Raw genomic sequence first — 25408 nt, 5'->3', positions numbered from 1 at the left:
CAATCTCAAGGAGAAGGCCTTAAATGTATCCTGTTGATTTACATATGCACACTGTGGCCAGCACCCACGCATACAGTACGCTGCATGACTATATCGCTGCCGCAAAACAGAACGGCATCAAACTGTTCGCCATTACCGATCATGGCCCCGATATGGCCGATGCGCCGCACTACTGGCACTTTATCAATATGCATGTCTGGCCGCGCGTGGTGGATGGCGTGGGCATTTTGCGCGGCATCGAAGCGAATATTAAAAACACCGCCGGCGAGATCGACTGCACCGGACGCATGCTGGATGCGACGGATTTAGTGGTGGCCGGTTTTCATGAGCCGGTGTTTGCTCCGCAGGATAAAGCGACCCATACCGAAGCGATGATCGCCACTATGGCCAGCGGCAATGTGCATATTATCAGTCATCCCGGCAACCCGAAGTTTCCGGTCGATATTCCGGCGATTGCCGAAGCAGCGGCGAAATATCAGGTGGCGCTGGAGATTAACAACTCTTCCTTTACCCACTCGCGCCCCGGCAGCGAGCCGAACTGTCGCGCTATCGCCGCAGCGGTAAAAGAGGCGGGCGGATGGCTGGCGTTTGGTTCCGATTCCCATACCGCTTTTACCCTGGGAAATTTTGAACATTGCCTGCGTATTGCGCGCGAGGTGGATTTTCCGGAGGAACGCGTGTTAAATGTCACGCCGCGCCGCCTGCTTGATTTTCTGGAAATGCGGGGCGGGAAGCCTCTCGACGCGTTTGCTGACTTTTAACGGCGGCGTCTTAACCTCTGAACGGACTGAAAGTAATGAATGAGTTTTCCATCATCTGCCGCGTGCTTGGCTCGCTGTTTAATCGTCAGCCGCAGGATCCGCTGCTGGTGCCGCTGTTCACGCTGATCCGTGAAGGCAAACTGCAACAGAACTGGCCGCTGGAGCAGGATGAGCTGCTGACACGTCTGCAACAGCATGCCGAACCACAGGCGCTGGCCGCCGATTACAATGCGCTGTTTGTCGGCAGCGACTGCAGCGTGCCGCCTTATGGCTCGCAGTGGCAGGATGGTCCGGCAGAGGCAGAGGTACGTGCTTTTTTACAACAGCGCGGTATGCCGCTGAGCGATGCGCCAGCCGATCACTTTGGCGCGTTACTGCTGGCGGCCTCCTGGCTGGAAGATCAGGCGCAGGAAGATGAGATTCAGGCGCAGATCGCACTGTTTGATGAGTATCTGCTGCCCTGGTGCGGCGCGTTTCTCGGCAAGGTTGAAGCGCACGCCACCAGCGGCTTTTACCGTACGCTGGCAGCATTAAGCCGCGAAGCGCTGCAGGCAATGCGTGAAGAGCTGGCAGAAGCGGAAGAGGAAGCAGAACAAGAGGGCGAAGACGGAGCGTAATTACGCATCGTTGCTGTTTTCTGGTCAGGCCCTTTACCTGCGGTTAAAACGCAGTAGGTACCGGCACGGCAAAACCAAACCGCTACCGGTCTGGCAACCAGTTGGCGGAGGCTGAACCCAGCGGGCTGCCGCTGCGTGACCAGAGCAGCGGAGTGCCGGGCAGCCACAGCGGCGGTCGCAGCCGGTAACCTATGCCCAGCGGGGTGAGTTCCAGCGTATCGCTTTCATCGTGCGGCTGCGTCGGGCCTGGGCCAATCGCTGCTGTGTTGGCTGCGTAAGGATGTGAAGTCAGCAGATGCGCAGTGCGTGCCAGAGAGAGCCGGGCCGTTATGCCGGAGCGATGCGCGACGCGTCGGCGCATGCCTTCCAGCACGGCTGCCGCCATCAGATAACCCGTTGCATGATCCAGCGCCTGGACCGGCAGGGGAGATGGCGCATCGGCAGCCTGCCAGCGCTGGCCCGCATCGGCGATGCCGCAGGCCATCTGCACCAGACTGTCGTAACCGCGTCGATTGCGCCAGGGGCCGCTCCAGCCCCAGGCGTTCAGGCTGACATCCACCAGTCCGGGCGCTAACTGTTGCCGACGTGCATTGTCGTAACCCAGTTTTTCCAGCGCATCGGCGCGATAGCCATGCACCAGCACATCTGCCTGTGCCAGCAGCTGTTCAAACTGCTGTCGCCCCTGCGCGCTTTTTAAATCGAGCCGGGCGCAGCGTTTGCCCTGCATCATCTCCTCTTCCAGCGAAGGCTCCTCCCAGTCAGGGGGATCGAGACGCAGCACCTCAGCGCCCAGCCCGGCCAGAAAACGAGTGGCCACCGGCCCGGCGATGACGCGCGTTAAATCCAGCACTTTAACGCCCCGTAACGGGCGTGCGATCGGAAGAGGCCATGCGGGCGGCGCACCCTGCGTCTGCGTTTCCCAGGCGATTAGCGGCTCCTGCGCCACGCATTTCCCCTGTGGGTGCTGCTGCCATTCAGCCAAAGTGCGCATCTGTGCAGCACAGCCGCCGGCATCAATGATGGCCCGCTCAAGCGTCTGTTTTTGCCAGCCGGCAACCACTTTTGCCAGCGCCACACGGTCCGTCTGTTTTCCCAGCACGCGCTCCATCGCCTGACGGTGATGCGGCGCATTAGTATGCAAACGGATCCAGCCGTCAGCGGTGGCGTAGTCACCTGAGAAAACATCCCAGGCGGCAGGTAGCGGGCGATTTATCGGACGAAAAGTGCGCTGGAACCAGCGTGAGGCGAGACGGATATCAACCGTGACCTTTTCAGGATTGCCAACCAGGCCAGCGGCGGACTGCGCCGCCAGCGCCATGCTGGTGGCGGCAAGTTCACTGACCGGAAAAGCTGATGCAAAGGCTTCATATCCCTGCAGGATCATGGGTGGGGGCAAGGTTTCTCCCTTTAGAGCATGCCACAGCTGCTGCCAGAAAAGTGCCGCCAGGTTGCTATCCATATCCTTCTCCCTCAGTTCTTTCTCTCTTTCACCTTAGCAATGGATGGACTTTTTTTCCTGTTATGGCTGACGCTTACGTCGTAGCGGCAAACGGGGGAAGCGGGCATGCATACGTAAACGACGGATATTGATTACTGCGATAGCGGTGCCACAAATAACCAGCAGCGAGCCGATAATTTTAAACATATTCATGCTGTCGCCCAGCACCAGCACGCCCATAATCACGGCCAGCACCGGCGTCAGCAGCGAATAGGGCATCAGCAGGTTGACGTTATATTTTTTCAGCAGCGCATACCAGAGCGAATAGGCCACAACGGAAGAGGCGATAGCGCTATACAAAATGCCGAACCAGCCCCGCCATGAAGCGTGCAAGAGCGCGTCAATCTGATGCGCTTCGGTCAGCCATGAGGTTACGCCTACGATGGGGATTGCCATAAACGACAGCCAGCCGGTCATGGTTAACGGTTTGATTGGCGGCGCTTTTTTGACAATCAGGTTGCTGATAGCCCAGCCGCATGCGCTGGTCAGCAGCAGCGCCAGCACCCACCAGTTGGGGATCGTTGGGCTGCCGGTCAAGACCACCACGCCGCTAAGAGAGATAGCGATGCCAAATAATTGCATCAGCGTTAACTTCTCTTTCAGGATCACCCAGGCGAGCAACATGGCAATCGGCGTGCCCAGCTGTACCAGCACCGCGCCGGTACCGGCATCGGTGTAGCTGATACCGACAAACAGCAGGGAAAAATGCATAAAACCAAAGGTAAATGCCAGCGCCGCCAGCCAGGGCAACTGGGCACGGGTGATACGGGTAAAGGGGATCAGAACCAGCGCGACGACCACGAAGCGCATAAAGGTCATAAATAACGGCGGCAGATCCAGCAGGCCCCATTTAATGGCCACGTTATTAAATGCCCAAATGGAGACGACCATCAACACCAGAAAAAAATGACGCAGAGCCACAACACCATCCTTAATTGTCTGCAATAAATCATTAACTATCATGACAGGTATCGACACACAGACAAGCCTTAGCGCGGCGGTTTTCTTTGCCTGCTTATTATCAGCCCGCACTCAAGTCTCAGAAAAAGTTATGAGACAGCCCTCAACAGAGCTGCAATACTGTGCAACCGAAACGCTCCCGTAACAGGAAAAGGATTCGGTATGACCTGCACGCAGCACCCTCTTGCAATTATCCAGCTTGAACGGCCCCCCGCTTTTCGGTCTGGCTCTCCCATCGTCAGACGGTGCTGATGCCGCCGCCCGGCGCGCGCGTGCTGGCCCGCTCCGACGGCGATGATTGCCAGATCATTCGTACGGACCGCATGCGCTATCGGTGCAGTTTCATCCCGAATTTGACGCACACATTATGCAGGCCTGTTTGCCGGAGGGCGCGGATTTTAATCCTGCCGCTCAGCCGGATACCCATCAGCCACGCCTGATTTTACAGCGTTTCTGGCAAAGCCTGCGCCAGCGTGAGCAGCTTAGCGCCTGAGGCGCTGAATCTTTCCGCCGCGCTCACACTTTTCTCCTGTGGCAACTGACAAAGCTGTTGCACTCGGCCATGTTAATAAATGGTTACTTGTTTGTTAGCTGACACCACAGGAGAATCGGTATGCGCTATGCCTGGCCCGGATATAAAGATTCGCTGATAACGCTGCAGCAGCGCTATGGCAACTACATCAACGGTGAATTTGTTGCGCCGGTTAGCGGCGACTATTTCACAAATACATCGCCGGTCGACGGCTCGGTTATCGGCGAATTTCCGCGCTCCGGCCAGCAGGATATTGAAAATGCGCTGGACGCGGCGCATGCCGCTGCCGATCGCTGGGGTAAAACCTCGGTACAGATACGCTCTCAGCTGCTGCTGAAAATTGCTGACCGTCTGGAACAGAACCTGGAGCGCCTTGCGGTACATGAGACCTGGGACAATGGCAAACCGGTGCGTGAGACCCTGGCGGCCGATCTGCCGCTGGCGGTGGATCACTTTCGCTATTTTGCCGGTTGTATTCGTGCGCAGGAGGGCACGGCGGCGGAGATTGATGAGCATACCGCCGCCTACCATATTCACGAGCCGCTGGGCGTGGTTGGACAGATTATCCCGTGGAATTTCCCGCTACTGATGGCGGCCTGGAAACTGGCACCGGCACTGGCGGCCGGTAACTGCGTGGTGCTGAAGCCTGCCGAGCAGACGCCGCTGTCGATCACGCTTTTTGCTGAGCTGGTGGGCGATCTGTTGCCGCCGGGCGTGCTGAACGTGGTACACGGTTTTGGTCGCGAGGCGGGCGAAGCGCTGGCGGGCAATCCGCGTATCGCTAAAATCGCCTTTACCGGTTCTACTGCAACCGGCACCCATATTCTGGAGCTGGCGGCGAAAAACCTGATCCCGTCCACGGTGGAACTGGGCGGTAAATCGCCTAACATCTTCTTTGAAGATATTATGCAGGCGGAGCCTTCTTTTATTGAGAAAGCGGCAGAAGGTGTGGTACTGGGCTTTCTTAATCAGGGCGAAGTGTGTACCTGTCCATCGCGCGCGCTGATTCAGGAATCGATTTACGAGCCGTTTATCGCAGCGGTGATGGCGCGGATAAAAACCATTCGACGCGGCGATCCGCTCGATACCGAGACGATGATCGGCGCGCAGGCTTCGCAGCAGCAGTTTGATAAAATTCTCTCTTATCTGGATATCGCGCAGCAAGAGGGCGCAGAGATCCTGACGGGTGGCGGCATTGAGCCAACTGAAGGGCAACTGCAAAGCGGTTACTATATACAGCCAACGCTGTTGAAAGGCAGTAATAGTATGCGAGTGTTTCAGGAGGAGATCTTCGGACCGGTTGTGGGCATTACCACCTTCAAAGATGAGGCGGAAGCCATCGCTATTGCCAACGATTCCATTTACGGTCTCGGCGCAGGCGTCTGGACGCGCGATATTAACCGCGCCTGGCGCGTCGGACGCGCCATCAAAGCGGGTCGCGTCTGGACTAACTGCTATCATCTTTATCCGGCGCACGCGGCGTTCGGCGGTTATAAAAAATCGGGTATTGGTCGTGAAACCCACAAAATGATGCTCGATCATTATCAGCAGACCAAAAACCTGCTGGTGAGCTACAGCATTGAGCCGCTGGGCTTTTTCTGACTTTGCCTTCCCGCCTCAGGGGCGTTCCACGCCCCTTTTTATCCTTTGATGCCAATTTTTGCAGGCCTGGTTCCCGACGATCTATGCTTAGCTTTTATCGTAACGCAACGGGACGTCTATGACCGTAGGGATTTTGCTGCTGGCAGCTGGAGAAAGTACGCGCTATCGCGCCGCCTGCGGTCGCCATAAGCTGCTGGAGCCGATAGAGGGCGAACCAATGCTGGCGCGCAGCTACCGTATCGCCAGAGAAAGCGGCCTGCCGGTGGCGGTGGTGCTCAGACCAGAGCCGCTGGCGCTGCGGCGCTGCATTGGCGGCGCACGCCAGATTATCCTGCCGAGCACGGGCATCGCCAGCTCTGTCGCCGCCGGGGTAAAGGCAACGGCACATTGGCATGGCTGGCTGATTATGCTGGCGGATATGCCGTGGCTGAGTCCGGCAACGCTACAGCAGACGGCAGAGGCGCTGAAAGAACATCAGCGGGTGCGTGCCTGCTGGCAAGGTCAGCCAGGTCATCCGGTGGGCTTTAGCCAGGAGTGTTATGCGCAGCTGGTGACGTTAAGCGGCGAAACGGCAGCGCGTGAGCTGTTAGCGCAGCATGACGTTTATCTGCTGGCGACGCAGGACAGGGGCGCGGTACGTGATGTCGATCTGCCGTCAATGCTGTCGGGAGAGGGATAATGCAGTCACTTGATCAACAGGTTATTGACCGCGCGCTGCAGTGGCATCTGCAGGGAGAGTGCGTCTGGCTCTGTACCGTATTGCACAGCTGGGGATCGGCGCCGCGCGCGCCCGGTGCGCTGCTGGTGGCAAATCAGCAGGGACAATTTTGCGGGTCGCTCTCCGGTGGCTGTATTGAAGAGGATTTTCTTGCGCGCTTACAGCAGGGAACTTTTAACGCAGCCAGCCAGATAGTGCGCTACGGTGAAGGCGGGCTGGCAACATCCACCCGGCTGCCGTGCGGCGGGGTGCTGGATGTGCTGATTGAACGGCTGCTGCCGGACGCAGCCAGCCTGAACCATCTCCGCCGTCTGCAGCAGGCGCTGGCGGGCGGCGATCGGCTGCGCAAGCAGATTGTAATAGGGCAGAGCGCACAGCTGGAAACCGAGAGCGACCGCGTGCCGCGCGCATTGTGCTATGACCATGACAGCGTATCGTTATCAGTAGGCAGCGTGCCGACGCTGCTGCTGGCAGGCTATTCAGCGGTAGCCGGTGAATGCCTGCGCCTGGCGCTGATGCTGGGCATGCAGGTTATTGTGTGTGAACATCGTGATGCCTTCTGGCAACAGCTTCAGGAGCACCATTTACCGCAGCCGCATTTGCGCTGTATCAGTCAGCACCCGGCGCGCTATCTGGAGCTGCACGGCGCAAGCGATCAAACCGCGGTGATCTGCGCCACGCACGATCCGCGTGTGGATGATCTGGCGCTGCTGGAGGCGGTAAATACGCCCGCTTTTTATCTGGGAGCCATGGGATCCGCCAGCAACAGCCAACAGCGGCTGGCGCGTCTGCGTCGGATCGGTGAGCTGGATGAAAGCGCGTTACAACGTATTCATGCCCCCATTGGCCTGCCGATCGGCAGTAAAACACCCACGGAGATCGCGTTGGCGATTATGGCCGATATCGTACGTGTCAAAAATGGGCGTTGATTATTCGCAGCTTACTGTTAGTTACTTTCTGATGTTTCAGAAACGCATAGCGATCATAATAAGAACATACGGCCAGCACGGCGCTGTTTGAGTTAACGACGTCAGCATATAAACCACGCTCTCATGAAAACGATAAGAGAAATATCGGAAAAAAAGCCGCTTACCCTGTTGATTTGGCGTAATGGTCCGATATTACTATGCTTAAAAGGATGCATTTTCACTGGAGAGAACTGATGTCAGTAAGCCGTAGCCTGTTTGACGAGCGTGATGAAACGCTGGATGCTCTTGAGGAAAGCCTGATTGCAGTGAACTTGCCGGGACGACAGCCGCTTCATCTGAGCGACAAAGAACGTTTCCCTGCGCTGATGAGCGAACATTACAGCGCGCTGCGCGATCCGCTTTATGACAGCGATGAGCGGGTGTTCTGGCGTTAACATCCCGCTGCGGATGAATATATTCCGTTAACTTTTAGGCAGGAGAAGCGGCCTCGCGCTTCTCCTGCTGTTTCGTTATAGCGCGGTGGTTTTGAAAATCGCCACACTGCGGCTGAGCTGTGACGCCTGATCCTCCAGCGCCGCCGCAGCGGAAGCGGCCTGTTCCACCAGCGTAGCGTTCTGCTGCGTGACCTCATCCATCTGTGTAACTGCCAGACCGACATGTTCAATACCGTTTGCCTGCTCACTGGAAGCCTGGGAAATCTCAGTCATGATCTCAGAAACACGCTGGATGGAAGTCACGATATCTTTCATCGTAATGCCAGCATCGGCGACCAGCGAGGTGCCTTCGGTTACACGTTCTGAAGATTGATGGATTAGCTGCTTGATCTCTTTCGCTGCGGTTGCACTGCGCTGGGCCAGTGCGCGCACCTCGCTGGCAACTACCGCAAAGCCGCGCCCCTGTTCGCCTGCACGTGCGGCTTCCACAGCGGCATTCAGCGCCAGGATGTTGGTCTGGAAGGCGATGCCTTCAATGGTGCTGATAATATCCACGATATGCTGTGAACTTTCTGCAATCGCTGACATGGTGACGACGACCTGATCTACGACTTCGCCACCGCGTAGCGCCACCTGCGACGCATCGCTGGCCAGTGTGCTGGCATGCCGGGCATTAGAGGTATTCTGCCGCACCGTAGCGGTCAGCTGCTCCATACTGGCCGATGTCTCCTCCAGCGACGCTGCCTGCTGCTCGGTGCGGCTGGAGAGATCGATATTGCCTGTCGCCACCTCTTTCGCTGCGTTATCAATTGAGGCCGACGCATTTTGAATATCAGAGACCACGCGCATCAGTTGTGCCTGCATCGATGCCAGCGCGTTAATCAGTACGCCGGTTTCATCACGCGAGTTTGCAGAAAGCGGAGTCGTCAGATCGCCGGTGGCAATTGCCTGAGCGGCATCCACTGCGCGTTGTAATGGAAGGGTGATTGCGCGCGTCAGCACATAGCCCAGCGTTATGGCAATAGTTAAGCCGAACAGTGCACCAAAAATCAGCGTCAGCGTGGTTTGCGATGTGATTGAATCCACGGCGGCCTGGTGTTGCTTAACCAGTACCTGCTCTGCTCCAGCGAATTCATTGATAATGGCGCGCATGTTATCCATCTCCGCTTTACCGGTATTGGCTTCAAACGCCTCAATAAATGCCTGCCCGGTCAAGGTACCGGCATCGGCGGCGCGACGGTTTTCCAGTAGGCGTGCGGCAAAATCGCTTTTCCAGGTCTTCTCAAATTCCAACAGACGATCCAGACGTTGCTGCTGGACAGGGTTATCCGACGTTAACTGGCGGGCCTTTTCCAGATGCTGCAGGAATACCTTTTGCCCGTCCGCATACGGCTGCAACATATCTTCTTTGCCATTAAGGGCATAACCGCGCAGGCCGGTCTCCATATTAATCAGGCTCTCAACCAGCCCCCGGCTTTCATCAATAACCTGCCAGGTATGCACGTTCCAGCTATTTGCTGTGACGATACGCGAAAAGTTTAAGTAAAAAGTCGCGCAGATAACTAACATCACTGCGACAACCGCCCCGAAAGCCAGAATAAACTTTCGCTTGATAGTTAAATTTCTAAACATGTGTTATTACCTGCGAACAGAGGTCAGTCCAGTTGAAGTGTTATTGTTGCTTAAGCATCGGCGGGGAAAGCGAAACCTTTAGCAGGTATACATAAGAAAGGTGCATGTTTTTTTTGCGGCTGTATTCGGCTGATCATCGATGCTATCGCGCCGAGAAAAAATCACAACGCAGGCTGGATGAGAGGGCAGGGTGATAAAATCAAATCCATGCACAAGCGCATTAGGGGCGTCGCTATTTTTACTGTTGACGCTGCCGATCTTGGCGAAGTAAGCAGCGTGGGAATAGTGCTGTGCTGTAGACGCAGGCGTCAGAAATGTAAAATATTCAAAAGGATTTCTGATAAATTCATGGATGAAATGCTGGCTATTCTGCAGGTCATCAAAGAGAGATTCTCTGTTCTGTTATGCGCTGATAATTAAGCGCCAGAGCGACAAGGCGATTTGAAAATCCCCATTCGTTGTCATACCAGGCAAGGGTTTTGACCATATTGCCACCGATAACCAGCGTTGACAGCCCGTCAATAAGCGATGAACGCGGATCGCCCTGATGATTAACCATCAATGCTACGCTGCCCATGGCTTGCCTCCATGGCCGCCGGCAGCGTGCCCAGCATAGAGCAGGTGAGCCAGCGTTTTGCTGTCTGTCAGATTGTTTATCGCCACAATCTGCAGCGCCGGGTTGCCCAGTGCTGCGCGTAGTACGTTGCGCCCGATCCTGCCAAATCCATTAATACCGATTCTGACCATGATAACCCCTTGTCTGTTGTCCCGGGTGGCGCGCAGAGAAGAAGAAGCGGCAACCTGTTTTGGGTGTGTTTTTCTGAGAATGATGTTAAAAAAATAAATCTTTTAACAAAATATTATGAGTATGCTGGCGCGACTGCCCGGTCGCCTTGCAGCATTAAGTCTGTCTTTCACAGGAGCGTCGCGTGTCTGTTAACATCCCTCAGCATTTAATTCCCTCCGATCCGCGTTTTGGCTGTGGCCCTTCATTAATTCGCCTGGAAGATCTGGCCCGCCTGCAACAGCAAGGGCCGCATCTGTTAGGCACCAGTCATCGCAAAGAGCCGGTAAAAGCGTTATGTCGGGAAATTCAGGATAACCTGCGCAGCTATTTAAATGTTCCTCAGGACTACAGCATCGTGCTGGGGAACGGTGGCGCGACGCTATTGTTTGATATGGTTGGACTTGGGCTGGTGAAAAAGCGCATCGTTCATCATGTCTGTGGCGAGTTCTCTGATAAATGGTTTAACGCTTCCCGACGTATTCCCTGGATCGAGGCGGAAAAGCGCCAGGTAGAAAATGGGCAGGGCAATGTGATGACGCAAGGCGAAGGCGCAGACGTTGTTGCCGTTACGCTGAACGAAACCTCTACCGGCGTAATGAATACCCTTTTGCCGGACGTTGATGAGCACTGCCTGCTGGCGGTAGATGCCACCAGCGGCGCGGGACAGGTAGCCTGCGATATTTCCCGTACCGATCTCTTTTTCTTCTCTCCACAAAAGGTTTTCGCCAGCGAAGGAGGGCTGTTTGTGGCCTTGCTGTCGCCGAAAGCGAAAGCCCGTATCGCGGAGGTCGCCGCGGATCGTGAGCGCTATATTCCGGTTTTTGCCGACTGGCGGCTGGCGCTGAGTAACAGCGAGCAGGCGCAAACTTATAATACGCCAGCCGTGGTAACGCTATGGCTGTTTGCTGAGCAGGTTAAGCGGATGAATGCGCTGGGATTCGCGCAGGTAGAGCAGCAGGCAAAAGAGAAGGCCGAGTGGATCTATCAATGGGCGCAGACGCATAACAGCTTATCCTGCTATGTAGCGGATCCGCGGGCGCGTTCAACCACGGTGGCGACCATCGACGTTGCCGATTCGGTTGACGTAAGCAAGCTGACAGCCTGGCTGGAACAGCGGCAGCTGGTTTATGGTATTGATGGCTACCGGGCGCTGGGCCGTAACCAGCTACGCATTGCGCTATTTCATAATATTTCGCTGGAGGATTTGAAAAAGCTTACGGCGTTAATCGATTATCTGATCGACTGCGGGGGATTTGCCGCATAAAAAATGCGCCCGCAGGCGCATCATGCTTAGTGCAGGCAGCACTGCTTATATTTTTTACCACTGCCGCAGAAACAGGGATCGTTGCGGCCTGGCTTTTGCTCGGTGACGATTGGCTGCTGCGGCGCAGGCACCGCTTCCGGCTGGGCGATCCAGTAATCGTGCAGCGCCAGCGCAGCAGGGCGAATGGCGGCAAATCGCGCTTCCATCTCTTCCGGGGAAAGGTTTTCCAGCTGCGGGAAATTTTCCTCTTTACCGTGCAGGGCGATGGCTTCCAGCGCAGGTTGTAAATCTTCCGGCAGCGTTGACCAGTCGCTCAGCGCCACGCCGCGCATATAGCCAAAGCACCACTCTTCCACCACGGTGAAATCCTGGCCTTCGGTTTCACGTACGCCAAACAATGGATCGAACTGCTCGGGAAAATCCGCAAGACGATCGGCAATATCGTTCATATGCTGGAAGCAGAGCTCCATAAAGCGGTTCATTTCACGCTCGTTGCTCCATTTCGGAATGCGCTTCTCACCGCCCCAGAGCGCTACCAGCCATTGGGCTGGCTCAATGGTTTTCGGACCGGAAAGCACGGCGGTCAGCAGGCCATCCAGCTCGGCAACATCCACGATTGACTCCTCGCTGCCATATTTATCCAGCATTTCGTCAAGCCATTGCAGCTCTTTCTCGGTCAATGGGCCTTCTTTCATACTGTTGCCTCCTGGGCGCTTAGATTTAAAACCGCAGCAGTGTACACGCTTATCCGCTCAGCTTAGCTATAAATATGACAACTGGCCTGGCGAGGCGGCGAGGGAATCAGGCGTCGGGTTTATTTTTGCCATTATTTTACGACGGCACTAACCAGCATCTATGCCTGCTTTTTGCAACAAGAACGTTGAAAGTGATTTTGCGATCTGTTTCGGAAACCCCGGCAACTCGTGAGTGGCTTTTCCTTTATCCGACCCGTTCGTATTCTGATAAATTTTACTGAAATTAACAGGCTACTTTGCAGCACTGGCTATTATGATCCAGGATTATTACTTACCAGACAACAATCAGGGTAAGGGGGAAAATATATGTCAGAAAAATACCGCAGCTGTATTGAAGCCTGTTATATCTGCGCCGCAACGTGTGATTACTGTGCCACGTCATGTTTGAAGGAGGCGGATGTCGATATGATGCGTGAATGTATCCGCTCGGACATGCAGTGTGCCGCCATCTGTCGTCTGGCCGCGCAGTTTATGACGCTTGAAAGTGAATTCTCTGCTGAACTCTGCAACCTCTGCGCTGATATCTGTCAGAAATGCGGCGATGAATGCGCGAAACATGAGCACGACCATTGTAAAAAGTGTGCCGAAGCCTGTCACCGGTGTGCCGAAGAATGCAGAAAAATGGCCGCCTGATAATGCGGGGGCCAGAGAGCTGACTGGATACGCCTTTCTGATATTCAACGTAAAGCGTTTCTTTTGGGCAGAAGACACCCCGGCTCTGTGAGATACGCCAGACATTTGCGCCAACTGAGCAAGGTTGCTTACGCATAAAATCTGACTGATCTCTTTTCACTGTCCCGACAACAATCCTGTTCCGCACCGGAAAGAGAGACTGGTTTTATAAAGGTTGTTGAAATCCTGTATTTCAGGCCAGCTGCCATCTAAAAAATACTCCTTCTAATGGAGCGGCTTCTTGCTCTTCCGATGCTGCCGAACGGCAGGAGCGTGCTGATTTCGGTGCTCTTTTTTTAACTCAGGGACGGGCATATAACAGCGGTGGGTTTGACTCCACCCCGGTGGGCTTTACAGGCAGCGCTGCGATTTATACCCCTGGCCGCCATGTCGTGGCAAAACAGGGGCGGGCTGCTGCTTTGTTCATGAACGGGCTATCTGGCTGAAGAGGGACTCAAATGCTGAACATTGCAGCAATCTTTTTGTGTATTACTGCTCTACTGGCGTATCTCAACCGGCGTTATGTTGGGCTGCCGTCGGCTATCGGCGTTATGGCCATTGCGCTGGTCATTTCCCTGTTTAATATGCTCGCCGACACGTTGGGAATCCCTGTTTTACGGACGCTTGAGCAATCTCTGGTTGAATCCGTAGATTTTTCCGAGCTGCTGATGCAGGGGATGCTGTCACTGTTACTGTTTGCCGGCGCTTTACATGTGGATCTGCATAAGCTGCGTGCCTACCGGTGGCAGGTGGCTTCACTTGCCATTATCGGCACGGCATTCTCAACCGTCATCATTGGCGTGTGTTTATGGGGAATTCTTACGCTCACCAGCCTGCAACTGCCTTTCGCTTATTGCCTGATTTTTGGGGCATTAATTTCACCTACTGACCCGATTGCCGTGATTGGTATTTTGCGTTCTGCCGGGGCACCCAAAAATGTTGAGCTCGTTATGTCAGGCGAATCGCTCTTTAACGATGGGGTCAGCGTGGTTTTGTTTTCACTGATTCTCTCCATGATTACCAGCGCTGAAGCCCCCGGCATTACGGAAGCTATGACTCTTCTTATCAGGGAGGCGGGGGGTGGGGCCCTGTTGGGCGGGGGTGTTGGTTACATTATTTATTTAATGCTCAAAAGCATCGACAGCTATCAGGAGGAAGTGCTGCTTACCCTGGCTGCGGTACTGGGCGGCTATGCGCTGGCTACGTACCTCGAAGTATCAGGGCCGCTGGCTATGGTAGTCATGGGGCTTATCATTGGGAATCAGGGCCGCTCAAACGCAATGTCAGAAGAGACGGAACGCCATATTGATATGTTCTGGGAGCTTATTGACGAGATACTCAATGCCGTGCTGTTTGTGCTGATTGGTCTGGAGGTGATATTGATTCATTTTACCCATAAGCTTCTGGGCGTGGCATGCATAGTTATTCTTCTGACGCTTTTTACCCGGCTACTGACTGTGGGCCTACCTATCGGCCTGTTTAACCGTATTTTCAGGTTGCCGAAGGGGGCATGGGCGGTGCTGACCTGGGGTGGGTTACGTGGCGGTATCTCAGTGGCATTAGCGCTTTCCCTGCCGACAGGGGAGCATCGCGACACCGTCGTGTCGCTTACCTATCTTGTCGTAGTATTTTCAATACTTGTTCAGGGTATGTCCGTTGGGAAGCTTGCCCGTCGCATTATACGACCAGATTAAGTTTTATAATGGCAATGCTGCATCACCTGAAAAAATGAGTTGCAGTTAACCCTATATGGCTAAGCGCCCGTACCCACAGACCCGGGAATTTCCTTTAATTAATGTAACTACCGGAGAAATAATGGAAGGGATATTTTTCAGTAGCGGCTCTGCGCTTGTTCGCACGCTGATTATTGGCATTCTTGCTTACGTTAACCTCATCATATTGCTGCGCCTGTCAGGTCGGCGTACGCTGTCTAAAATGAACGCGTTCGATCTGGTGGTTACGGTGGCACTGGGGTCAACGTACGCTACGGTCTTGCTTAACCGCAACGTGTCTCTTGCCCAGGGGACGCTCGCGTTTGCCCTGCTGATTGTGTTGCAGTATGGAGTCACCTGGTCCAGCGTCAGAGCTGGTTGGTTCCGCAAGCTGGTAACCGGTGAGCCAGCCTTATTATTCTATCAGGGCCATTTTCTTACCCAGGCGATGCGGTCGTCCCGTGTAACAAAAGACGAAGTCCGTTCAGCTATCCGGGCAGGGGGCTTTGCTGCCCTGGAAGACATCGAAGCGGTGGTGCTGGAAACAGACGGGAGCTTTAGTATCGTCAGGTCTGGGGCGGAAGGCCGTTCCGCGCTTTCTGACGTCACCATACAGAACTCCGATGACTGAATTTTCAACCAGCGCCGTTTAGCACGAAGTGGCAAGGCTGAGGGAGCGTTCGATCTGCAAAAACGGACACCACACTCACGTTGTATCCGTTTCAAAATACCCTCAGCGGGAACTACTCATTGCCCCATTGATTCAGGAATGTGGCTATCTCATCAATACGCGCTTCATCGATACCGGCTTCATCAGCGATCTCTTTCTGCGCATCCTCACTGATCTCTTCGTTATTCATTAAGCGCGTAATCAGCAGTTGAAAATAGTGCGCCAGAGGATCGCGTTCTGCGTCGCTCACCGCCCTGGCCGTTTCCGTCGAATACTCATCCACGATGTCATAAAATTTAAGCGGTATTTCTTTGTTCATAAAAGATCCTCAGGGACTGTGTTCGGTGTCAGTTGCTGTTTGCATCGTCTGGCCTGAATAATATCATTCTTGTTGGGTTTTTTGGTCATCCAGTCGGGGCAGGGCGTTAAGGCGATCGGTTTTATGCCGGGAGCGGGCTGATGGCTGGCGAAGGTGATAAAAGAGTTGGCTATCACGGCGCACACAGGCCGATAGCCAGTGTTGAAATTCTGCTTAAGCATGGCGCAAAATTTCAACACCGGGTCAGTACGCGTTATTTCAAACCTTGAGCAGCTTCACTGTGGCATCTATGTCTATTTCATCTTCCGAGAAGATTAACGTGGTTCCCTGAAAGGTAGTGATTGCCAGTTTTTTCAGTGAACGCATCTCACCAGGCTGCGCCGCTGATTTCGGCCTGATGCTTCTCATCAGTACGCCCACAGACAGTACGGGGCTTTCTTTATCGATGCGGGTATCGGCAGGCACTTCTTCGCTGTAAACCAGGTAGGATTTGATTGAGGTAAGCTTAACGCGCTCGCCTGCAATATAGAGATATTTACTTTCCGGTAAGACTTTTACCGCATATGCTGACAAGCCCTTGCTGTTGGTGGTGGGCTCGAAAGTTACCGCCGCATCTTTCTTTATCAGTTCAGGGTTGGCGACCTTGATCACATGAAAATAACGATTCTCGCCGTTTTCATCTTTGATAAATCCAAAACCTTTATCCTGAAACCACGTTGTGATTGTTCCGTTCATCGCCATTACCGCCTGATTAATCGTTTATCTACTGACTTTTTGCAGCGCGCAGTGTAAAGCACATTGCCTGCGCAGACCATGTCTTTGGTTTAAGTCTGGATGATAAATTTCAGGTATGCGAGGGGATAGCCTGGTAAAAGAGTCAGCGACACAGAGTGGAATTATATGGAAGAAGCGGAGTACCTCTGCGGACGTATCTGCATCATGAATCAAGGGGAAATCCTGACGCAGGGCAGCATGACGCAGCTGTTGAAAAAACATTGCGATGGTGAAGTGGTTGAGTGCCGTACTGCGCAGCCTCAAAGGCTGGAAGCCATCAGGAAGCATGCTCAGGTACTGGAATACAACGTTAATGAGAAGGAAGGCAGAGTGAGTATGCTTATTGTAAATGCATCCAGCTTTATCAGTTATTTACTGGCCTTTACGCAGAAAGAGGGCGTGGAAATCGGTGAGCTGGTGGTGCGCAAAAAAACGCTTGATGATCTTTTTATGTCGCTGGCGGGGAGAGGCTTTCATGAATAATGCCCTGTTTAACCTGATGCTCACGCAGTTTCGGCAATATATACGCGAACCGCAAATCCTGTTCTGGTCGTTCGGGTTTCCGCTGTTGCTGGTGTGGTTGCTGGGGCTTTCTTTTTCTTCGCAAGACATTCCGGAACGGCGTATTGGCGTTGTGTTACCGCAGGATCGCGCCGCCGCCGCCGCCCAGGTTCGCCAGTGGAGCGAGCAGCTGTCTGCTAACCCGCATCAATTATCCGGCGTTATCAATTTGCCTGAGGTTAAACGTCAACATCTGATAAAGGTGACTTATCGCGTAAGCTATTATCAGAATCGTGATGAGGTGATACTGGCGCTTAAACGCGGCGACATTCAAATGTTTGTGGAAGCGACGCAACCAAAAGAGGGGGATAACGCCGAGCCAAAGCGGATTTACTATCTTGATCCGCAGGATAACGAAGCGATGCTGTCATATTATTTATTGAATGAGAAAGAAAAGGGCGCGCAACAGCCGCAGGATAATAATCTTTCGGTGCTGGAAACCGCAGGGCTACGATACGTTGACTTTTTGGTGCCTGGGCTGCTGGCGATGGCGATCATGGAAACCTGTCTGATTGCCGTCGGCTGGGCGCTGGTGGAAAAACGTATTACCCGCGTGACGCGGCAGATGTGTATTACGCCAATGCGTAAATCGACCTTTTTGCTGGCACATATCGGCGCCTGTTTCCTGATTAACTTTATCGAAATTTTGATTATCAACCTGTTTGCCCGCGTCTATTTTGATGTGGAAATTCAGGGATCTTTTAACGCGTTTCTGCTGCTGCTGTTTGCAGGCAATGTCTGTTTCTCTGGGATGGCTGTATTAGCTTCTTCAAGAGCGATGAAAGCGCAAACGGCCAACGGTCTGCTTGAAGTGACTATTCTGATTCAGGTTTTGCTCTCTGGCATCTTTTTCAGTTATAAAAATTTCCCGCACTGGATGGCTTCCATTATTGAATATCTGCCATTAACTGTTTTGGCGGATGCGATGAGGAAGGTGTTTATTGAAGGCGCGCATGTGCAGCTGGTGATGCCTGCTACGTTGATGCTGTTGGGTTTTGGCTTGATTACCTTTATTATCGGAATGAGAATTTTCCGTTGGTATTAAAAAGAGGCGGGGCTTTCCCGCCTTCTCTATTACTGGCAGTCACGGTGCTGCCAGGCAAACTGCTGCTGATCCTGTAAAAAACCAGGGTAAAAAATGGTTCGTGGAAAAAACAGCCCCTTGTACCCGCTTTTTACGAAAGACTCCTCGGTGCTTTTTTCCAGCATAGAGTGTGTGGCCTGAGGATAGCGTTTTATTTCCAGTTTATTCGCCCGGTTTAAATATTGACGGTATACTTGTTCAGTATTGTTAATATCGACATTGATATCTTTACCACCGAGCGCCAAAAATACCGGAGAGCGTATAGCGTTAAGATCCTGCGTGGCATCGGCACGATAATTTTTATGCACGAAATGCCAGCGCTCGGCAGTAAAGTCGGCGGCGTCACCCTGTGTTTTCTGATACTGCTCAAAAGAAGCATTATTATTAAGTAGCGATAACACCTGCCGGTCGCGCTTTAATTCCATATCGATTTCATGCTGCGAGCGGCCTTGTTGTTTCATGCTGGCGATAGTATTATAGCGACCCTGTTGCAGCCAATTAATTGCAGGGGAAACCGCGATCATAAAACAGAGATCAGGATATCTGACCGCAACTTTTGGCATAACCCAGCCTCCCTGGCTGGCGGCCCATAGCGCGATGCGCTGGCCATCCAACTGCGGCTGGCCTTTTATCCAGTGAATAGCTGCCACTACTTCATCGGCACGATCATCCATGCTTTGCTGCAACCAGTTACCGGGTGCGCCGCCAACGCCAGGCTTATTCCATGACAAGGAGGCGAAGCCTGAACGCGCCAGCGCTTCCCAGATCGGCCGGTAAAAGCCACCATGCGTTGCGTTGATGGGGCCATCGCCATGGATAAATATAACCACACCGGGTTTTCCATCCGCCAGCGGATGGCGTGGCATCGCCAGAATAGCATCAAGATTATTTGGCTGGTGAGAAATAGTGATGCTCTTTTCATTAAGCTGATAACTATTCTGATAGAGAATAATAGCCAGCACGGTTGAGCTTATGGCCAGAGTGCCTATCGTCTTCCTTTTTAATAAAAACCGCCTGATCAGTTTCATTGCTTTTATCTTAGGGGGAATGTAAAGGTACATTAATAAAAGCCATTAATCAGGTCAAGTACAAAGCGCCTTTGCACAGCAGTCAGAAATTAATTAATATTTAACGTTTTAATGCTTGCATTTAGCAATTTGCTGCGTACCCTGACTGGCGCAAGCCTTCCTGAACAGGTATACCGACCTGCCGAGAGGAAAGGTAACTTCTACTGAGCAGGATCATTATAAGCCAGGGGGGGGCGTCGCCCTATAAATGACGGTGCGCTTAACGCCTACCGGATAAAAGTTTTCTTAACGCGTACAGAACAACGGAAGTAAGGTATCCAGATGCATGCGTAAATCGTATGCGTAACGATTGGCATCACCTGGTTAGCGTTCATCGGGATATTCGGATATATATAAGAGGTCGCCAGCCGGTCAAGGATCATAATGGCGAGCCCAGCAGCTATTAATAAAATATAAGCCAGCGGTAATTCCTTTTTTTACGTGCAAACAGCGATAACGTGTAAATAACATAAAGCAGAAGAATAAAATTAATGCCTGTTGCAATAAATAAATAGCTCGGTTGAGCAATTGACAGTTGACCTAACGTTTCCAGTCCGGTTTTTAACGTAACGGACAGAGAGGTGAAATAACCGTAGGAGACTAAAATCATATTGAGCTATGGCAGATATAGTAGGCCGCCTATTTTCCGGTACTGCTTTTGTTCACATTCAGGGCTGGCTACCCTGAGCGCCCTGGAACATCACCCCGACGGGCTTACCGCGAGTTTCCAATGCCATTTCCAGCGCTTTCATGGTGAGTCTGCTGTCTGGCGAGAACGACATTGCCCGGCCCACTGGTTTTCTTGCGAACAGGTCGAGAACAACGGCGAGGTACGCCCAGCGCTTACCCGTCCAGATATAGGTCACATCACCGCACCACACCACACCTGGTTTGGCTCTGTTACGGCGAACTGCCGCTCAAGGTGATTAGGGATAGCAACATGTTCATGACCACCACGCTTGTACTGGTGAGTTGGCTGCTGGCAACTCACCAGCCCCAGCTCTTTCATTAGCCTGCCTGCGAGCCAGCGCCCCATCTGGCAGCCTCTCTGGGTTGCCATTGTGGCGATGCTTCTTGCTCCGGCCGAACCGTGACTGATGCCATGCAGCTCAAGTACCTGACTTCGTAACATAGCCGTCTGCCGTCTGGTTTTTCAGGACGGTTTTTTCCAGTATTTATAGCTGCTGCGATGAACCCCGAACACATGGCAGAGAGTGGCCACAGGATAGCGCGCCCTGAGTTTCCCGATTATCGAGAACGGTTCAGGGAGTCTGACATCAAGAGCGCGGTAGCCTTTTTTAATATTTCGTTTTCCATTTCAATACGTTGTAACTTTTTCTTCAGTTCACGTATTTCGATTTGTTCCGGTGTTATCGGAGAGGCTTTTGGTGTATTGCCCTGACGCTCTTCACGCAGTTGCATGACCCATTTTGTCATCGTGGAAAGACCGACATCCATAGCCTTAGCGGCATCAGAGACGGTGTGGTTTTGATCGACAACCAACTGTACTCATTTAGAATGAAGATGGAAGTCTAATGTACTCACCTATGTACTCAATTTTCACTGCGCTTCTACGATATCACCTGAGACGATATGAAATGAAAAATCCACACAAGTGCGTGGATTTAATGGTTTTCTTTTATTGTTATGAGATTTAATAAAACCTCATGAGACAACAGATTTTATTTAGACGTTGAACAGGAAGTTCATCACATCGCCATCTTTAACGATATACTCTTTGCCTTCTGAACGCATCTTGCCGGCTTCTTTCGCGCCCTGTTCACCTTTGTAGGTAATAAAATCTTCAAAAGCGATGGTCTGCGCGCGGATAAAGCCTTTTTCAAAGTCAGTATGGATCTTACCGGCCGCCTGCGGCGCGGTGGCCCCGACAGGAATCGTCCAGGCGCGTACTTCTTTTACGCCTGCGGTGAAATAGGTCTGCAGATTCAGCAGCGCATAGCCGGCACGAATAACACGGTTCAGGCCCGGCTCTTCCAGACCCAGCTCCGCCATAAACTCGGCGCGCTCGTCATCTTCCAGCTCGGCGATATCAGATTCAACGGCGGCGCAAACCGGCACGACCACAGAACCTTCCTGTTCAGCGATAGCGCGTACCTGATCCAGATAAGGGTTATTCTCGAAGCCATCTTCATTCACGTTAGCGATGTACATGGTTGGCTTCAGCGTCAGGAAGCTCAGATAGCGGATCGCCGCTTTCTCTTCTTCATCCAGCGACAGGGCGCGCAGCATACCAGCATTTTCCAGGTGCGGCAGACACTTCTCCAGCACCGCCTGCTCCAGTTTGGCGTCTTTATCGCCGCCTTTGGCTTTTTTCTGTATGCGCTGCAGGGCACGTTCACAGGTATCCAGGTCGGAAAGCGCCAGCTCAGTATTAATGACGTCAATATCTTCCGCCGGGTTTACTTTGCCGGAAACATGAATGATATTATCGTTTTCAAAGCAGCGGACTACGTGGCCAATCGCTTCGGTTTCACGAATATTTGTCAGGAACTGGTTACCCAGGCCTTCACCTTTGGATGCCCCTTTTACCAGACCAGCAATATCAACAAATTCCATTGTGGTCGGGATAATACGCTGCGGCTTAACAATTTCCGCCAGCTGGTCGAGACGTGAATCAGGCATTGGCACCACGCCGGTATTAGGCTCAATGGTACAGAACGGGAAATTTGCTGCTTCGATGCCCGCTTTGGTTAACGCATTGAACAGAGTGGATTTACCCACGTTAGGCAGGCCCACGATACCGCATTTGAATCCCATGTTTGAATCACCTTAATTGCTGAGATAACCGGACAATAACCGTTGCCGGTAATGACATGAAAAATTTGCCGCTATTATACACGTAATTATGGCCCGGATGCGGCTGATTTCATCCTGAGCCAGTGGGAAAACGCGTTTTAAAACTGCAATTGTGCTGATTGTTGCTGATAATAAGAACGAGGCGTAACGAGAAGCGAGAGGCGCAACCAGTTTTCTATGATCAAGCTGCAACAGCCGCTGGAAATAATGTGCGATGTGCTGCATACGCCTGCTGGTCGTATCGTTGCGCTTGATCTGCACTATGATGAGCCGCATTCGGCCGCCTATCGTAGCGTAGTTGGTCGCCTGAAGCTGGAATCCCTCTCTACGGCGCAGCGGGAAGAGATGCTCATCCACCAACTGCTGAGCCTGGAAAGCATGTCCGCCTTGCTGCGTCAGCGCCAGTGGCTTTGTTGTATTACGCTCGATTTTGCGCTGGCGCAGCGGGTTACCGAATCGGCTTTTATACGCCATGCCCTACAACATCTGCCTTTTTTACGGCTGTCGTTATCTGAAGCTTTTCCCAACCTGCATGATGGCATCGATAATCCGTTAATCAGAACGCTGTCTGAGCAGATGAATATCTTATGGCTGAGCGATCTTGGCGCTGGCTACGCTAATCTGAATGCGGTGCAAAGCCATATTTTCGAGGCGGTGAGGCTGGACCGACGTTTTTTCGCCGAAAATGTGCATAAATCGATATTTATCGTGCTGCTGCGACAGATAATGCAAATGACTAACCGGCTGATTGTGGATGGGGTAGAAGACGAGGCGCAGCGGGTCATGCTGGAGCAGCAGGGCGTTTGGGCTTTGCAGAACTACCTGTACGCGCCGCTGCCGCTCAGCAAAATCGGTGACCTGCCGGATTAACGCAGCAGGTGTAACCTTAACTCGCTTTATAGCTATGCAGCCGGTTCATCGCCTTCAGCAAGTCATCTTTTAACCAGACTTCTGTACAGCGAGCTGCCTCATCAACCGCATTATCGATCAGCGTTTGCTCAGAGGTGGGCGGTTTACCCAGCACAAAACCCACCACCTTATTGCGATCGCCCGGATGACCAATACCAATGCGCAGGCGATGAAAGTTGGGATTATTGCCCAGTTTGCTGATGATATCTTTCAGCCCGTTATGGCCGCCATGTCCGCCGCCCAGCTTGAACTTCGCTACGCCTGGCGGGAGATCCAACTCATCATGGGCCACCAGAATCTCTTCAGGGGCAATGCGATAAAAGGTCGCCATCGCCGCCACCGCTTTACCGCTCAGGTTCATAAAGGTGGTTGGCACCAGCAGGCGCACATCTTTCCCCGCCACGTTAAGTCGTGCGGTATAGCCAAAAAACTTACTCTCTTCTTTCAGGGACTGATTATGGCGCTCTGCGAGTAAATCCACATACCAGGCACCGGCATTGTGGCGCGTTGCGGCGTATTCGGCGCCAGGGTTGGCAAGGCCAACAATCAGCTTAATCTCACTCACGGGGGTCTTTCCTGCTAAAAACCGAAGGGCGATAGTGTAGCGGCCTGCTGACAAGAATACAAAGCGGGTGAGGCTTTTAGTTACGGTAGTAAATAATATGTTTTCTATATAAATACAGACGGTTATCAATAAATTTTATCGAACAGTAGTTAAAATGTGTGATCGTGCGCCCAACGGGCAGTTGGGTCATCTCCTAAGCTTAGGGTGGTTTAACAGTATGTGCTGTGCAGCCAAAAAAAGGAGGCAGGGGATGAAACGTAAAAACGCAATGATTGCAGGTAATGGTTTGATGGGGCTGGGGTTACTGACCATGATTGCAGGCATCGGCTATGCGGTACTAAACCAGCTGCCGCAGCTCCAGTTGCCTCCAATGCTAACGCCTTTCGCGATCCTGAGTATTTTTATTGGCGCACTGTTGTGGCTGGTGGGCGCACGTATTAGCGGACGTGAAAAAGTGGCCGATAAGTATTACTGGCTGCGTCACTGTGGCGATCAACGTTGCCGTCGTGCCTCTCATCAACGCCCCCATAGCCATTAAAGGTTAAGGTTCACCAGCGTCGCGCTCTGCGGCGCTGTGGTTTTTATCTCAATACGGTTGCGTCCACCCGCTTTAGCTTCATAAAGCGCTTTATCCGCCATCATCATCAATGACGAAAAGCTGTGGGTTTTGCCAGCCGCAATGCCGATACTTACCGTGTATTCAATATTATCCGGGCGAGAAACCATCGCCAGGAGCCGAATCTCTTCACATAAACTCCGCGCTTTCTCTACATCACCGACAAAAAGTGCGGCAAATTCCTCACCGCCCAGTCGGGAAAAGGTACATTCTGCGGGCAAAACTTTCTCTACGACGCGGCAAAAATCCAGCAGCACCCGATCGCCCTGATTATGGCCATACCGGTCGTTGATGCTTTTGAAATGATCCAGATCGAAGACCATGGCGACCAGAGGAAGCTGTTTCTGCATGCTTTTTTTCTCAGCAAGCCCCGCCTGGGCAAATAACGCACGGCGGTTCCAGACGCTGGTTAGGGGATCGCGTAACGAAGCCTGTTTATAGCGTATCTGCGTGCGCTCATTTACCATTGCCAGAATAGTGAATGTCAGGCCAATCACAAACAGCGTTGATTCCAGGATAACGTAGCTGGAAAACGGGCTATGTCCCATCGCATTGTGAGCGGAGGAGCCGCTGTCGAAACACATGCGCGAGAGATGAAACACCAGATGAAAGCAGAGCAGGAGCTGAGCTGGCCAGAAAGTGATCTGCAGGCAGGCGCGTGAACGGACCAGCATAATAATCAATGCAACGGTATAGCTGATGCACAGCAGGCAGCTCACCATAATGCGCTTTGGTATCGAGTAATAAAATGAAGGAAAACAGCAGAGCAGCGCCCAAAGCAGCGCACCAAACAGCCAGCTAATCCCGGGGCGAAACCCGGAAAACACGCGAAAGGCGTTCAGCCACATGCCATAGGCCAGCATCACTAACGTGTTGCCCACCGCCACCGGCAGGAACAGAAGACCATGATTACGCAGGCTGCCGAGCCATACCGAGATCATCATGGCGATAATTGCCACGGTGGTGAAGCCCAGCACGCGATCGTACTGCGCGCCGCTCCAGGCAAAAATCATAATTATGCTCAGAAAGCCCAGCACATAGAGTTCACAGATAAACAGTGTGTAGACATCAAGTGCCATAACGCGCTTCCCTATAAAAAAACCGCAGCAAAATATCATGACTCGCCGGTTGTAAAAAGCGCTTAACGCAGCGG

At 52.8% G+C, this 25408-nt stretch carries 26 protein-coding genes and 3 pseudogenes; 15 read left to right on the top strand and 14 right to left on the bottom strand.

The genetic code is table 11. The features are described from left to right. Positions 1-23 precede the first annotated feature (23 nt). Together ACQE3Z_RS06735 and ACQE3Z_RS06730 are read left to right on the top strand one after the other, a co-directional pair. The gene (locus ACQE3Z_RS06735; protein ID WP_426972836.1) at positions 24-761 is read left to right on the top strand and encodes a phosphatase; all 738 of its coding nucleotides are present in this window, start codon (positions 24-26) and stop codon (positions 759-761) included. 35 nt (positions 762-796) lie between these two features. Next, positions 797-1378, top strand: a complete 582-nt coding sequence (locus tag ACQE3Z_RS06730) for a TorD/DmsD family molecular chaperone (protein WP_426972835.1) — start codon at positions 797-799, stop codon at positions 1376-1378. Positions 1379-1460: 82 nt separating this feature from the next. Here ACQE3Z_RS06730 and ACQE3Z_RS06725 read toward each other — a convergent pair whose 3' ends face one another. Both ACQE3Z_RS06725 and ACQE3Z_RS06720 read right to left on the bottom strand, forming a co-directional pair. Continuing rightward, a complete protein-coding gene (locus ACQE3Z_RS06725; protein ID WP_426972834.1) occupies positions 1461-2837 on the bottom strand; it encodes a CoA transferase in 1377 nt (458 codons plus the stop codon). Between the two features lie 60 nt (positions 2838-2897). Beyond that, positions 2898-3797: a DMT family transporter gene (locus ACQE3Z_RS06720; protein ID WP_250652504.1), complete on the bottom strand. Its 900-nt coding sequence runs from the start codon at positions 3795-3797 to the stop codon at positions 2898-2900. Positions 3798-4134: 337 nt separating this feature from the next. On the opposite strand from ACQE3Z_RS06720, the gene ACQE3Z_RS06715 reads away from it, so the two are divergent. From ACQE3Z_RS06715 to ACQE3Z_RS06695, 5 genes are all read left to right on the top strand, one after another. Then, positions 4135-4329, top strand: coding sequence for a hypothetical protein (locus tag ACQE3Z_RS06715; RefSeq protein ID WP_426972833.1), 195 nt, complete (start codon positions 4135-4137; stop codon positions 4327-4329). A 120-nt stretch (positions 4330-4449) separates the two neighbouring features. Then, positions 4450-5970, top strand: a complete 1521-nt coding sequence (gene exaC, locus ACQE3Z_RS06710; RefSeq protein WP_250652506.1) for an acetaldehyde dehydrogenase ExaC — start codon at positions 4450-4452, stop codon at positions 5968-5970. A 118-nt stretch (positions 5971-6088) separates the two neighbouring features. Further along, positions 6089-6649 (top strand): nucleotidyltransferase family protein, encoded by a 561-nt coding sequence (locus ACQE3Z_RS06705; protein ID WP_426972831.1) that lies wholly within the window; start codon positions 6089-6091, stop codon positions 6647-6649. Further along, entirely contained in the window at positions 6649-7617 is a 969-nt protein-coding gene (locus tag ACQE3Z_RS06700) for an XdhC family protein (protein WP_426972828.1), read from the top strand. Before ACQE3Z_RS06705 ends, ACQE3Z_RS06700 begins: the two co-directional genes overlap by 1 nt. A 233-nt stretch (positions 7618-7850) precedes the next feature. Next, positions 7851-8051, top strand: a complete 201-nt coding sequence (locus ACQE3Z_RS06695) for a hypothetical protein (RefSeq protein ID WP_426972827.1) — start codon at positions 7851-7853, stop codon at positions 8049-8051. A gap of 75 nt (positions 8052-8126) precedes the next feature. Here ACQE3Z_RS06695 and ACQE3Z_RS06690 read toward each other — a convergent pair whose 3' ends face one another. The 3 genes and pseudogenes from ACQE3Z_RS06690 to ACQE3Z_RS06680 form a co-directional block, all read right to left on the bottom strand. Continuing rightward, positions 8127-9683, bottom strand: a complete 1557-nt coding sequence (locus ACQE3Z_RS06690; RefSeq protein ID WP_426972826.1) for a methyl-accepting chemotaxis protein — start codon at positions 9681-9683, stop codon at positions 8127-8129. 379 nt (positions 9684-10062) lie between these two features. Beyond that, positions 10063-10260, bottom strand: a complete 198-nt coding sequence (locus tag ACQE3Z_RS06685; RefSeq protein ID WP_426972825.1) for a hypothetical protein — start codon at positions 10258-10260, stop codon at positions 10063-10065. A 38-nt stretch (positions 10261-10298) separates the two neighbouring features. Continuing rightward, a pseudogene (locus ACQE3Z_RS06680) lies at positions 10299-10430 on the bottom strand (glyceraldehyde 3-phosphate dehydrogenase NAD-binding domain-containing protein); the annotation flags it as partial. A 182-nt stretch (positions 10431-10612) separates the two neighbouring features. On the opposite strand from ACQE3Z_RS06680, the gene ACQE3Z_RS06675 reads away from it, so the two are divergent. Continuing rightward, the gene (locus ACQE3Z_RS06675) at positions 10613-11734 is read left to right on the top strand and encodes an aminotransferase class V-fold PLP-dependent enzyme (RefSeq protein WP_426972824.1); all 1122 of its coding nucleotides are present in this window, start codon (positions 10613-10615) and stop codon (positions 11732-11734) included. Between the two features lie 26 nt (positions 11735-11760). Here ACQE3Z_RS06675 and ACQE3Z_RS06670 read toward each other — a convergent pair whose 3' ends face one another. Continuing rightward, a complete protein-coding gene (locus tag ACQE3Z_RS06670) occupies positions 11761-12429 on the bottom strand; it encodes a YecA family protein (protein ID WP_250652514.1) in 669 nt (222 codons plus the stop codon). A 366-nt stretch (positions 12430-12795) separates the two neighbouring features. Here ACQE3Z_RS06670 and ACQE3Z_RS06665 point away from each other — a divergent pair, with 366 nt between their 5' ends. From ACQE3Z_RS06665 to ACQE3Z_RS06655, 3 genes are all read left to right on the top strand, one after another. Continuing rightward, positions 12796-13122, top strand: coding sequence for a four-helix bundle copper-binding protein (locus tag ACQE3Z_RS06665; RefSeq protein WP_426972823.1), 327 nt, complete (start codon positions 12796-12798; stop codon positions 13120-13122). Between the two features lie 497 nt (positions 13123-13619). Further along, positions 13620-14855, top strand: a complete 1236-nt coding sequence (locus tag ACQE3Z_RS06660; RefSeq protein ID WP_426972822.1) for a cation:proton antiporter — start codon at positions 13620-13622, stop codon at positions 14853-14855. A 121-nt stretch (positions 14856-14976) separates the two neighbouring features. Further along, positions 14977-15504, top strand: coding sequence for a DUF421 domain-containing protein (locus ACQE3Z_RS06655; protein WP_426972820.1), 528 nt, complete (start codon positions 14977-14979; stop codon positions 15502-15504). A 112-nt stretch (positions 15505-15616) separates the two neighbouring features. Here the strand turns inward: ACQE3Z_RS06655 and ACQE3Z_RS06650 are convergent, their stop codons facing one another. Beyond that, positions 15617-15862, bottom strand: a complete 246-nt coding sequence (locus ACQE3Z_RS06650; protein WP_250652515.1) for a DUF2543 family protein — start codon at positions 15860-15862, stop codon at positions 15617-15619. Between the two features lie 258 nt (positions 15863-16120). Continuing rightward, positions 16121-16603: a cold-shock protein gene (locus ACQE3Z_RS06645; protein WP_426972819.1), complete on the bottom strand. Its 483-nt coding sequence runs from the start codon at positions 16601-16603 to the stop codon at positions 16121-16123. Between the two features lie 159 nt (positions 16604-16762). Here ACQE3Z_RS06645 and ACQE3Z_RS06640 point away from each other — a divergent pair, with 159 nt between their 5' ends. Together ACQE3Z_RS06640 and ACQE3Z_RS06635 are read left to right on the top strand one after the other, a co-directional pair. After that, entirely contained in the window at positions 16763-17119 is a 357-nt protein-coding gene (locus ACQE3Z_RS06640) for a hypothetical protein (protein WP_426972818.1), read from the top strand. Beyond that, a complete protein-coding gene (locus ACQE3Z_RS06635) occupies positions 17112-18242 on the top strand; it encodes an ABC transporter permease (RefSeq protein WP_426972816.1) in 1131 nt (376 codons plus the stop codon). Before ACQE3Z_RS06640 ends, ACQE3Z_RS06635 begins: the two co-directional genes overlap by 8 nt. A gap of 29 nt (positions 18243-18271) precedes the next feature. On the opposite strand, the gene ACQE3Z_RS06630 is transcribed toward ACQE3Z_RS06635, so the two are convergent. The 4 genes and pseudogenes from ACQE3Z_RS06630 to ychF form a co-directional block, all read right to left on the bottom strand. After that, positions 18272-19243 (bottom strand): alpha/beta hydrolase family protein, encoded by a 972-nt coding sequence (locus tag ACQE3Z_RS06630; protein ID WP_426972814.1) that lies wholly within the window; start codon positions 19241-19243, stop codon positions 18272-18274. A 332-nt stretch (positions 19244-19575) separates the two neighbouring features. After that, positions 19576-19773 (bottom strand): annotated as a pseudogene (locus ACQE3Z_RS06625) (DUF2569 family protein); the annotation flags it as partial. Between the two features lie 252 nt (positions 19774-20025). Continuing rightward, positions 20026-20851, bottom strand: a pseudogene (locus ACQE3Z_RS06620) (IS3 family transposase); the annotation flags it as partial. A gap of 183 nt (positions 20852-21034) precedes the next feature. Continuing rightward, on the bottom strand, positions 21035-22126 hold the full coding sequence (gene ychF / locus ACQE3Z_RS06615) for a redox-regulated ATPase YchF (RefSeq protein WP_426972812.1): 1092 nt from the start codon (positions 22124-22126) through the stop codon (positions 21035-21037). A gap of 216 nt (positions 22127-22342) precedes the next feature. Here ychF and ACQE3Z_RS06610 point away from each other — a divergent pair, with 216 nt between their 5' ends. Next, the gene (locus ACQE3Z_RS06610) at positions 22343-23035 is read left to right on the top strand and encodes an EAL domain-containing protein (protein ID WP_426972810.1); all 693 of its coding nucleotides are present in this window, start codon (positions 22343-22345) and stop codon (positions 23033-23035) included. Between the two features lie 16 nt (positions 23036-23051). Here ACQE3Z_RS06610 and pth read toward each other — a convergent pair whose 3' ends face one another. After that, complete coding sequence (pth, locus tag ACQE3Z_RS06605) at positions 23052-23639, bottom strand: aminoacyl-tRNA hydrolase (RefSeq protein WP_426972808.1); 588 nt, start codon at positions 23637-23639, stop codon at positions 23052-23054. Between the two features lie 250 nt (positions 23640-23889). Here pth and ychH point away from each other — a divergent pair, with 250 nt between their 5' ends. Next, positions 23890-24177 (top strand): stress-induced protein YchH, encoded by a 288-nt coding sequence (gene ychH, locus ACQE3Z_RS06600; protein WP_426972806.1) that lies wholly within the window; start codon positions 23890-23892, stop codon positions 24175-24177. Here the strand turns inward: ychH and ACQE3Z_RS06595 are convergent. Next, positions 24174-25334, bottom strand: a complete 1161-nt coding sequence (locus ACQE3Z_RS06595) for a diguanylate cyclase (RefSeq protein ID WP_426972804.1) — start codon at positions 25332-25334, stop codon at positions 24174-24176. The two genes, ychH and ACQE3Z_RS06595, sit on opposite strands and share 4 nt — an antisense overlap. Positions 25335-25408 lie beyond the last annotated feature (74 nt).

This window comes from Pantoea sp. FN0307 (assembly GCF_050113815.1).
Classification (GTDB): Bacteria; Pseudomonadota; Gammaproteobacteria; order Enterobacterales; family Enterobacteriaceae; genus Mixta; species Mixta alhagi.
The sequence above is the reverse complement of the archived record's forward strand: the minus strand, read 5'-3'. Positions and strand labels throughout refer to the sequence as shown.

Excerpts from the sequence above, each read along its gene's own strand:
- ACQE3Z_RS06735 (WP_426972836.1), top strand. The coding sequence starts at position 24 with ATGTATCCTGTTGATTTACATATGCACACTGTGGCCAGCACCCACGCA.
- ACQE3Z_RS06730 (WP_426972835.1), top strand. The coding sequence starts at position 797 with ATGAATGAGTTTTCCATCATCTGCCGCGTGCTTGGCTCGCTGTTTAAT.
- ACQE3Z_RS06725 (WP_426972834.1), bottom strand. The coding sequence starts at position 2,837 with ATGGATAGCAACCTGGCGGCACTTTTCTGGCAGCAGCTGTGGCATGCT.
- exaC (WP_250652506.1), top strand. The coding sequence starts at position 4,450 with ATGCGCTATGCCTGGCCCGGATATAAAGATTCGCTGATAACGCTGCAG.
- ACQE3Z_RS06705 (WP_426972831.1), top strand. The coding sequence starts at position 6,089 with ATGACCGTAGGGATTTTGCTGCTGGCAGCTGGAGAAAGTACGCGCTAT.
- ACQE3Z_RS06700 (WP_426972828.1), top strand. The coding sequence starts at position 6,649 with ATGCAGTCACTTGATCAACAGGTTATTGACCGCGCGCTGCAGTGGCAT.
- ACQE3Z_RS06695 (WP_426972827.1), top strand. The coding sequence starts at position 7,851 with ATGTCAGTAAGCCGTAGCCTGTTTGACGAGCGTGATGAAACGCTGGAT.
- ACQE3Z_RS06690 (WP_426972826.1), bottom strand. The coding sequence starts at position 9,683 with ATGTTTAGAAATTTAACTATCAAGCGAAAGTTTATTCTGGCTTTCGGG.
- ACQE3Z_RS06685 (WP_426972825.1), bottom strand. The coding sequence starts at position 10,260 with ATGGGCAGCGTAGCATTGATGGTTAATCATCAGGGCGATCCGCGTTCA.
- ACQE3Z_RS06670 (WP_250652514.1), bottom strand. The coding sequence starts at position 12,429 with ATGAAAGAAGGCCCATTGACCGAGAAAGAGCTGCAATGGCTTGACGAA.
- ACQE3Z_RS06665 (WP_426972823.1), top strand. The coding sequence starts at position 12,796 with ATGTCAGAAAAATACCGCAGCTGTATTGAAGCCTGTTATATCTGCGCC.
- ACQE3Z_RS06660 (WP_426972822.1), top strand. The coding sequence starts at position 13,620 with ATGCTGAACATTGCAGCAATCTTTTTGTGTATTACTGCTCTACTGGCG.
- ACQE3Z_RS06655 (WP_426972820.1), top strand. The coding sequence starts at position 14,977 with ATGGAAGGGATATTTTTCAGTAGCGGCTCTGCGCTTGTTCGCACGCTG.
- ACQE3Z_RS06650 (WP_250652515.1), bottom strand. The coding sequence starts at position 15,862 with ATGAACAAAGAAATACCGCTTAAATTTTATGACATCGTGGATGAGTAT.
- ACQE3Z_RS06645 (WP_426972819.1), bottom strand. The coding sequence starts at position 16,603 with ATGGCGATGAACGGAACAATCACAACGTGGTTTCAGGATAAAGGTTTT.
- ACQE3Z_RS06640 (WP_426972818.1), top strand. The coding sequence starts at position 16,763 with ATGGAAGAAGCGGAGTACCTCTGCGGACGTATCTGCATCATGAATCAA.
- ACQE3Z_RS06635 (WP_426972816.1), top strand. The coding sequence starts at position 17,112 with ATGAATAATGCCCTGTTTAACCTGATGCTCACGCAGTTTCGGCAATAT.
- ychF (WP_426972812.1), bottom strand. The coding sequence starts at position 22,126 with ATGGGATTCAAATGCGGTATCGTGGGCCTGCCTAACGTGGGTAAATCC.
- ACQE3Z_RS06610 (WP_426972810.1), top strand. The coding sequence starts at position 22,343 with ATGATCAAGCTGCAACAGCCGCTGGAAATAATGTGCGATGTGCTGCAT.
- ychH (WP_426972806.1), top strand. The coding sequence starts at position 23,890 with ATGAAACGTAAAAACGCAATGATTGCAGGTAATGGTTTGATGGGGCTG.
- ACQE3Z_RS06595 (WP_426972804.1), bottom strand. The coding sequence starts at position 25,334 with ATGGCACTTGATGTCTACACACTGTTTATCTGTGAACTCTATGTGCTG.